The sequence below is a fragment of the Pseudomonadota bacterium genome, assembly GCA_030775045.1.
Lineage (GTDB): Bacteria > Pseudomonadota > Alphaproteobacteria > JALYJY01 > JALYJY01 > JALYJY01.
Map to the genome: position 1 here is coordinate 1 of JALYJY010000054.1, position 6,529 is coordinate 6,529.

The window sequence follows — 6,529 nt, forward strand, 5'->3', positions numbered from 1 at the left end:
GTAATAGGTTTTCTGCCATTTTTCCTTTTGCGCGTCTGATCCCGGTTTCTGAAGGTCCGCGTTGAACTGGTTCCGGGCCTCCAGCCAGGTTGTGTAGTCCGCTTTCAGGGCCGGATCTTCTTTCATCGGGCGGAAGACAGGATCCAGGTTTTCCGCAAGGCCGCGGGGCAGGGGGAAGATCTGGCAGAACGGTTCCCCCTTGCGGAATGACACGGGATGGTTCGCCCGCGTGAACAGCCAGTTCATGGTAAAGGTATAGGGAGCCCAGTCGGTTTCCACGATGCCGGAGAGGGCGTGGATGCCGTCTTTCGGCTGGTTGATCGGGCCGGTCACGAACAGGTTGACGCCAGGCGGCGTGCGGAACAGGCCATTGACGTGGAAGGTCAGGACGCCCGAGCCGAAATGGCTCAGGGGCATGAAGGCCGGCCTCGGATCGTCGGCCATGATCTGGATGGCATCCAGCCGGTCCGAGCCGTCCCATATGGCTGTAAAACTGGTGCCGCACAGGATCTGCCAGCCGTTCATGTTGGCGATATTCAGGGGCAGGCAGCGATAGGCAAAGCCCTGGGGCGTGGCATCCATCCAGGGACGGTTCACCGGCGCGGGCTCGATTTCGAACTTTTCGGTGGTCAGGGGATAGCAGATGAGTTCCATGAGGGGCCTGTTTTGAAGACGTGGAGGAGAGGCTACCAGGGCGTGTCGTCAATTGACGCAGAATGAGCCATCTGACTTCGGTTTTCTCCGCTTCCGGTGCTCATGTACTTTCATGTACACTGCGCTCCGGTTCTCGAAAACTCTTGTCATCTGGCTCATTCTGCGTCAATTGACGACACGCCCTACTTATTACCACAGCTTCTCCGGCCTTTGAACGGACTGTCATGCGCCATCTTCTTTCCCTGTGCTCCGTCCTTGTCCTGTGCTTCCGGATGCCAGAGCTTGCATCGCCCTGGAAGGTGGCACCCGCTCCGGCCCGGTCTGTCTTCAGGGCCCTGGATGTGTGCCTGGACAGGAAGGCGTCTGCTTCTTCTGTGAAACGCAAGAAAGCGAGGAAAACATGACCGACTCCCTGCAGTGGCATGGAACAACCATCCTGTGTGTCCGCCGCAAGGGCGAGGTGGTGATCGCCGGCGACGGCCAGGTGTCCCTGGGCCAGACAGTGATGAAATCCAATGCCCGCAAAGTGCGCCGGGTCGGCAATGGCGACGTGATCGGTGGCTTTGCCGGGGCCACGGCCGATGCCTTTGCCCTGTTCGAGCGGCTGGAGGCCAAACTGGAAAAACACCCGGGCCAGCTGTCCCGCGCCTGTGTCGAGCTGGCCAAGGACTGGCGCACGGACCGCTATCTGCGCCGGCTGGAAGCCGTTATGGCGGTGGCGGACAAAACCGTCAGCCTGGTTATTACGGGAACTGGCGATGTGCTGGAACCGGAGGATGGCCTGATCGGCATCGGGTCCGGTGGCATGTACGCGCTGGCAGCGGCCCGGGCCCTGATGACCGTGGATACCCTGGATGCGGAAACAGTGGCCCGGCGCGCCATGGCCATCGCAGCCGGCATCTGTGTCTATACCAACAGCAACATCACGCTGGAAAAGCTTGAGGCTGCCTGACGCTATAGGAAACGGCGTGCTCGATAATATTTATCCATGAAGGATGGATGTCTTTTATTGCGCCAGCGGTTCCGGACAGGGCTTCCAGCATTTCATGGTGTTCAGGACAGTCCTCTGCGCAGATCCGGCTGACAAGTCCGGGCAGATAGTTGTCTATCAGGTCATGGAGCTCCGAAAACCGGGAAAACAGCAGGACGGTATTGACCTGGTTGGCGAGAGGAATAGGCTCGACCAGATATGGCAGAGGTTCCCCTGTTTCCTCTCCGAAAAGGAAGGGAAGGCCGTGGGTCAGCTCTTCCTTGACGGCGTTTTTCAGCTCCTGCGTCATGTTTACGGGAAACAGGCCGTCATCTTCCGGAATTTTCCACTTCCGGTGATGGTTTGCTGCCGGCATCAGGCTCATCAAACAGGAACATGAAAGTCTTGTCCATGTCTTCCAGGTCACAGAGGGAGGACATGGCCAATGCTCCTTTGCGGGCCCCGATCACCAGAAGCTGCAGGTTCCTTCCTGGATCTTCCGCTTCGAACTGCCATGGAGCAGCAGCAAATTCATAGTCTTTCTGCCTGAGCATGGAGACACGGATTACAAGATCAATAAGCTTTTCCAGTGAGTCATCAGCAATATATTCAGCGCCGACGTCAAAAGTCCCATCTGCAAGGCTGTCCAGAAGATCCTGGCTTCCATCAAAATATGCATGAAGCAGGGCCATGGGGCCCCATTCTCCGTCACGGACATGATTTCCCGCCATGGCGCGGGCAACGGTTCTCAGCATGGTGTGCAGAAGGGATTTCTGGCCTGTGCCCTTTTCCCAGAGGCGGAGAACAGTTTCCGGCCGTTTGGCAGGCGGCAGGCGCCAGATGCCTTTTGCAACGCCCTGGCGGATTACCGGGCCGTGCTCTTTTCCACAAAGGTTTACAAGTGCATTGACTGTATCAGGGTCATTGCGCTCGATGGCTGTGGCAATTCCACGTCCCAGAAGGGTGTAATTGATATTGCCGCTTCCTTTCCGTGTCAGGGTAACGACAGCATCATAGGCCTGATCGTCCAGGGTTTTGCTGCGATCTGTTCCGCACCGGATATCAGAGAAAATTTTCTGGAATGTGTCTTTTGCCATAGCCTTTATCCGAAAAATACCGGTTCCGGATCCAGCTATAGCCCTTTTTATGAAACTGATTATACCCTGAAACTGTTTTCCTTTTCATGCCGGCGGGGCCTGCTATAACGGGAGAGAGACCAACGGGCAGGAGCATGCAGCAGTGAGCGAGTTCAGGATCGGTCTGGCCCTGGGAAGCGGCGGGGCGCGGGGCTGGGCCCATATCGGCGTCCTGCGGGCCCTGTCGCAGAGCGGCATCGAGCCAGATGTCATCTGTGGCACATCCATGGGCGCCCTGGTGGGGGCCGCATACCTGACGGACCAGCTGGACGGCCTTCAGCACTGGAGCCGTTCCCTGGGCGTGATGGGCGTCCTGCGCATGATGGATCCCACCCTGTCCGGTGGCGGGTTCGTGGCGGTCAACAAGGCTTTTGAACAGTTCCGCAACTCCCGCACCCAGATCAATATCGAGGACCTGCCGAAATCCTTTGCCGTGGCGGCCACGGATATCTCCAACGGACATGAGGTCTGGCTGCGCGACGGCCCGCTGCTGCAGGCGGTCCAGGCGTCCTCCGCCATTCCCGGTCTTTTTCCTGCGGTCCGGGTCAATGACCAGTGGCTTGTGGATGGTGCGCTGGTCAACCCTGTTCCTGTATCCCTGTGCCGGGCGCTGGGGGCAACGGTGGTGATTGCCGTGAACCTGAACAGTGGCGTGCCCGCCGTGCCGCGCCTGAAGATGAAAAGAATGGACGAGCCTCCCCGGGACCTGATCAGCCGCTTGGGGCAGAAGCTTGGCGGCCGGCTGGGCTTCCTGGCCGGGCTGTTCGGAAGCCGCAAGACCACTGTTCCCAGCCTTCTGGAAATCATGTCAGCATCCCTGGACGTGATGCAGGACAGGATTACCCGGTCCCGGCTGGCCGGCGATCCGCCCGATGTGATGATTTCCCCGCGGGTCAGCCATATTGGCGTCCTGGATTTCGACAGGGCGGAGGAGCTGATCACCATCGGCGAGGAAAGCACCCTGGCCATGCGTCCGGCCATCGAGCTGGCAATCAGGCGATAGTGTCGGCCAGACCGGCCACATCCTCAAAAATCCAGTCAGCACCCAAAGCTGTCAAGGTACGCGCGTGGGCGGTGCGGTCGGGAATGTGCGAGCCGCCGGTGAAGCCATAAACCGTCATACCGGCAGCCTTTCCGGCGCGCACGCCGTTCTCGCTGTCCTCGATCACCAGGCAATGCTGCGGCTCTACGCCCAGCTGCGCGGCGGCATGGAGGAAAATATCCGGCGCGGGTTTGCCGTTTTTCACAAGCGATGCCGGATAGATATGGGGCATGAATCGGTCGAACAGGTTCGTGATTTTTAATGTCAGCTCCAACCGGTCCCACGCGCTGCCCGATGCAATGGCCATGGGCAGACGGATCTTGTCCAGAAGATCATGGATCCCCGCAATGGGCTTCAGGTGCTGGCGGAAAAGATGATCGCGCTCGGCCCTCTTTTTCCCTTGGTCAATCCTGGGATGGATATCAAAACCGGCCGCCCGCTGTATGGTTTCATATGTGTGTTTGTCCGACTGGCCGGCAAACCGCCGGATGAAATCTTCTGTCGTGATCGGATACCCCGCATCGGTCAGCACCCGCGCCGCATGCCCGCAGGCGATATGCTCGCTGTCGATCAGAACGCCGTCACAGTCCCAGAGTATGGCGCGGAAGGTCATTTTTTAACTTTTGTGCGGGGAGATTTCTCGATTCGGAAAAAAAGGAAAACATTTTTATTTTCAGAACAAGACTGCTAAATTTTTTGTGTTCATGTCAATTTTATTCAGGCGTAAATCATGTCTTCGCATAATCAGGTTTATAGTAAAGTGACGCCAGACGATCCAGCGTGGAAATATCCAGAGCCAAAAACATCTGTTAAAGAAGGATTTTTACGGGTTTCAGAAAACCCCGGACACGAGATTTTCTGGGCCCAGTATGGAAATCCGAACGGAGAGCCCGTCATTTTTCTTCATGGCGGTCCCGGGGGAGGTTGCAACTTCAGTCAGAATCCGCGATTTTTTGATCCCAACCGCTATAACATTATTCTGTTTGACCAGCGTGGCTGTGGTAAAAGCAGGCCGAATGTGGCGGACAATCGCATCGGCGGTCTGTCTGATAACGATACACTCCATCTGATTGCAGATATCAACGCCTTGCGAGATACCTTAGGCATTCAGGGCAGGATGCATGTTTTTGGCGGCAGCTGGGGCAGCACCCTGGCGCTGGCCTATGCTATCGAACATCCGCAGAACGTGCAGTCCCTGGTCCTTCGTGGCATTTTTCTGGTTCGAAAGGAAGATCTGGATTATTTTTATCAGGGCAACGCGGCCAATTATCATCTTGATCCGCTGGACATTCAGCTGTCCGGGACCTATCAATTCTTCCCTGATGAATGGAGAGAATTTGTCGAAGTCATTCCCGTTGAAAAACGCGGTGATATGATTGCGGCCTATGCGGAAATTTTCAATGCTGCTCCATCAAATGATGAACAAAAAAAATATCAGGATCGAGCCTTGGTCACCTGGACACGGTGGGAAGGCATCACCAACAATCTGTCTCAGGATCCAAAAAGTCTGGGTAAATTTGACGATCCTGAATTTGCCCGAACTTTTGCCCCCATCGAAAACCAGTATTTCATGAACGGGTGCTTTTTAGGGGGGCGTCGTGGTGATATGTGGCGCTATAACAATTTCCTTGTTGAGAATGTTTCGCGGATCATTGCTGAAAACCTGAACATGCCCATCCGCATTATCCAGGGCAGATATGATATGGTCTGTCCTCGTTTCGGTGCGGACAAATTAAAACTTGTCCTGGAAGCCGCCGGAGCAAGAAATCTTGAATTAATCGTGAAAGAAGCCGGACACAGCGGGATGGAGCGCGAGCTTGTGATCGCCCAGACAGAGGCCATGGACGCTCTGCCAGTCATGAGAGACCAGGAGATCCTGTGCCTGTAGCGGCCCCTGCAGGCGAAGACCAGCCCTGGCCATTATAGCTTCTTTCCTTTTTTCTTCGGCCTCTCCCCCCGTTTCTGCGCCTGCGCTGCCGTGCCGGGATCGAGGCCAAGGTCCATGTTTTCCAGACGGCGGAGTTCGTCGCGCAGGCGGGCGGCTTCCTCGAACTCCAGGTCGGCGGCGGCGGCTTTCATGCGCTTTTCTATATCCGTCATGACGGCTTTCAGATTGTGGCCCACGGTGGCCACATCCACCTCGGGGTGCACGTCGGCATGATCGGCGCGCTCGTACACACTGCCCAGAATGTCCACGATGTTCTTTTTAATGCTCTCAGGCGTGATTCCGTTCGCGGCATTGTAGGCCTGCTGTTTCTCGCGCCGGCGATTGGTCTCATCGATAGCGTACTGCATGCTCTGGGTGATTTTATCGGCATAGAGAACCGCCTTGCCCTCCACGTTTCGCGCCGCGCGGCCGATGGTCTGCACCAGCGATGTGCGGCTGCGCAAAAAGCCTTCCTTGTCCGCGTCCAGAATGGCCACCAGGCCGCATTCGGGAATGTCCAGGCCCTCGCGCAGCAGGTTGATTCCTACCAGCACGTCGAACGCGCCCAAGCGCAGGTCCCGCAGAATCTCGATGCGTTCCAGCGTGTCCACATCGCTGTGCAGATAGCGCACTTTTACGCCGGCCTCGCTCATATATTCGGTCAGGGCCTCGGCCATTTTCTTGGTCAGGGTCGTCACCAGCACGCGCAGGCCTTTCTGGAGGCACTTCCTGCATTCGGCCAGCAGGTCATCCACCTGGTGTTCCGTGGGGCGGATCTCCACGATGGGATCGATGAGGCC

At 56.9% G+C, this 6,529-nt stretch carries 8 protein-coding genes and 1 pseudogene; 4 read left to right on the plus strand and 5 right to left on the minus strand.

Features of this window, described 5'->3' with window-relative positions; genetic code table 11:
• Positions 1-654: DUF6065 family protein (locus tag M3O22_05910; GenBank protein ID MDP9196285.1), on the minus strand; the 654-nt coding region annotated here is incomplete at its 3' end.
• 400 nt (positions 655-1,054) lie between these two features.
• On the opposite strand from M3O22_05910, the gene hslV reads away from it, so the two are divergent.
• Entirely contained in the window at positions 1,055-1,606 is a 552-nt protein-coding gene (gene hslV / locus M3O22_05915; GenBank protein MDP9196286.1) for an ATP-dependent protease subunit HslV, read from the plus strand.
• Here the strand turns inward: hslV and M3O22_05920 are convergent.
• Both M3O22_05920 and M3O22_05925 read right to left on the minus strand, forming a co-directional pair.
• Entirely contained in the window at positions 1,578-2,000 is a 423-nt protein-coding gene (locus M3O22_05920) for a hypothetical protein (GenBank protein ID MDP9196287.1), read from the minus strand. The two genes, hslV and M3O22_05920, sit on opposite strands and share 29 nt — an antisense overlap.
• Positions 1,954-2,721 carry a hypothetical protein gene (locus M3O22_05925; GenBank protein MDP9196288.1) on the minus strand — a complete coding sequence of 256 codons (768 nt, stop codon included), beginning with the start codon at positions 2,719-2,721 and terminating at the stop codon, positions 1,954-1,956. Before M3O22_05925 ends, M3O22_05920 begins: the two co-directional genes overlap by 47 nt.
• Positions 2,722-2,863: 142 nt before the next feature.
• Here M3O22_05925 and M3O22_05930 point away from each other — a divergent pair.
• Both M3O22_05930 and M3O22_05935 read left to right on the plus strand, forming a co-directional pair.
• Positions 2,864-3,004, plus strand: a pseudogene (locus M3O22_05930) (patatin-like phospholipase family protein).
• A 78-nt stretch (positions 3,005-3,082) separates the two neighbouring features.
• Positions 3,083-3,763: a patatin-like phospholipase family protein gene (locus tag M3O22_05935; protein MDP9196289.1), complete on the plus strand. Its 681-nt coding sequence runs from the start codon at positions 3,083-3,085 to the stop codon at positions 3,761-3,763.
• Here M3O22_05935 and M3O22_05940 read toward each other — a convergent pair.
• The gene (locus tag M3O22_05940) at positions 3,753-4,415 is read right to left on the minus strand and encodes an HAD family hydrolase (protein ID MDP9196290.1); all 663 of its coding nucleotides are present in this window, start codon (positions 4,413-4,415) and stop codon (positions 3,753-3,755) included. The genes M3O22_05935 and M3O22_05940 overlap by 11 nt on opposite strands.
• Before the next feature lie 117 nt (positions 4,416-4,532).
• Between M3O22_05940 and pip the strand changes: the two genes are divergently transcribed.
• Positions 4,533-5,690 carry a prolyl aminopeptidase gene (gene pip, locus M3O22_05945; protein MDP9196291.1) on the plus strand — a complete coding sequence of 386 codons (1,158 nt, stop codon included), beginning with the start codon at positions 4,533-4,535 and terminating at the stop codon, positions 5,688-5,690.
• A 32-nt stretch (positions 5,691-5,722) separates the two neighbouring features.
• Here the strand turns inward: pip and M3O22_05950 are convergent.
• The coding region (locus M3O22_05950; GenBank protein MDP9196292.1) for a UvrB/UvrC motif-containing protein at positions 5,723-6,529 on the minus strand (807 nt) is incomplete at its 5' end.